We start from the raw sequence: 2005 nt of genomic DNA, 5'->3' as shown, positions 1-2005 counted from the left end.
AAATTGTCGTAAAGCTCGGGGCTCGTGCAAAAGGTGAGCGATTTCTGGTCGTCCAGCCATTGAGATAGCATTTCTGGGAACGCGGACTGCAATCGGTTGGACGCATCCTTGGAAATGCCGTGTGGAGGCACCGCACAACCATCAATGTCTACATAACGCTCATCCCGATGAGGAAAGCCCCCATGGTTGCCGACAGCCAGCTATTCGTCGTTCATCGGCTCAGCTGGAGCAATCGGAATAACCGCCAAAAACGAGAGCTGATGTAGTCCATTTAGTGCGCATGAGATTTTCTTGCATACCCCATAGCCGTATTGCCGATAAGGAAGTAAGTCGCTCTCGCACAAATTATGGAAGGATGTATGACCGTGGATTTATCCCTTGTTCGCTGGACGTTTTCAGTCGCGGTAGTCTGTTTAACCTTCGAATCGGCAACCGCTCAAGACCCGCCATATCGCACGCCCCCTCAACCCATCACACTGATCGCACCGACGACCGAAGAAATGCCGACAATGGCCGACATGCTTCAGGCGACAGTGAAACCCGAAATGTCCGACGCCGTCGCACCCACCGAATACAGGAGCAGCGATCTGCCGGCCAGCATCACCGACCCTAGCGGAACCCTACCGCTTGCAACCGGCGGTCCGTATGTCTTCGATCCGCTTCCAATGAGGGGCAACGGCTGTCGCCCCCACCCAATTATCAGTTGCACAGGTCCCGATTTCTGCGGTTGCACGAAAAGGATCTACTACGGCACCAACCCTCGCGATGACGATCCTGTCTTGCCGCTGTCGCAATCAGGCTGCGATCCGAAAACCAAACATTGGTACCAGCACGCGTACGACATGGTGATTCGTAAGAAGTCGGTCACCGAGTTCTTCAAGTAGTCTTCACTATTAAATCATTCATTTTCCCAATCAAATTTCGCCACGATGGCCGGAATGATCCTGCAGATCGTTCTTGATAGAAATGGAGTTTCTCATGTCAATGGTTTGTCGGTTCGGTCGCTTCGCGGCGTCAGTGGCTCTGATTGTCTCAGCCTCGGTTGTCTCGGCACAGCAACCCATCCAAGATTCCCAGCGGATCGGCCCCCGGGGGGCGGACGTCAACGATCCCAATCCGCCGACTTCGCCTGATGACTTACGCGAGCGAGTCGGAGAGAAATTTACCGAGCCACCGCCGGTTCCGCCGGTGCCTGAATCCTTAGCCAAAGGCATGATCTATAGTGAAGAACGGGCGTTGAGCTTGCAAACGCTTGAGTCCATGGCTTGCAGTCGCAACCCGACGCTGACGCAAGCCCAAGCCCAAATCCAATCGGAAATGGGCAAAGCAATTCAAGCAGGGCTCATACCTAACCCCAACTTGATCTACGTCGGTGAGCAATGGGGCGTCGGCGGGACCGCCGGTGAATGGCAGGGTGCTCAATTTCAGCAACGGATCGTGACCGCGCGAAAGTTGCAACTTAGCCGTGCCAAGTTTTTGCAGCTCACTCGAGCCGCCGAATGGCGAGCGCTCGAGCAGCAGTATCAGGTGTTGAACGATTTGCGTATTCAGTTCTGGATGACACTTGGTCAACAGCAACTGGTCCAACTTCACAACGAGATCTTGAAGAACGCCGAAGACGCTGTGGTCACTGCTCGGGAGCTTTATAATCTGGGGCAAGCGACGCGGGCGGAAGTGCATCAGGCAAACGTCCTGGTGCAACGCGCTCGGTTAGACCTACTGATGTTCCGAAACCAATTGCAAGCCAATTGGTATGAACTGGCCGCAATCGCCGGCATTCGCCAATCCCCGACTCCGCTCGAAGGCGCACTCGAAGCTCCGGTGAGCCTAATCGATTTTGAGGTCGCGCTTGATCGCTTGATCTCCGAAAGCCCTCAAATTCTCGCCGCTCGGGCCAAGCTACAAGCGGATGAAATCAAGGTCAAGCGAGAAACGGTCGAGAAGATTCCCGACATCGTCGTCACTTACGGTTACGGTCGTAACTTCGAGGCGAAAGAAAACACGC

At 54.5% G+C, this 2005-nt stretch carries 2 protein-coding genes; both read left to right on the top strand.

Annotated elements, in window-relative coordinates; genetic code table 11:
- The first annotated feature begins 359 nt into the window (after positions 1-359).
- On the top strand, positions 360-884 hold the full coding sequence (locus tag RMSM_RS25800; protein ID WP_008703632.1) for a hypothetical protein: 525 nt from the start codon (positions 360-362) through the stop codon (positions 882-884).
- A 94-nt stretch (positions 885-978) separates the two neighbouring features.
- The coding region (locus RMSM_RS25795; RefSeq protein ID WP_040769412.1) for a TolC family protein at positions 979-2005 on the top strand (1027 nt) is incomplete at its 3' end.

Source organism: Rhodopirellula maiorica SM1, from assembly GCF_000346295.1.
In the GTDB taxonomy this organism is placed as follows: Bacteria; Planctomycetota; Planctomycetia; order Pirellulales; family Pirellulaceae; genus Novipirellula; species Novipirellula maiorica.
This window is presented reverse-complemented; position numbering and strand designations above follow the sequence as displayed.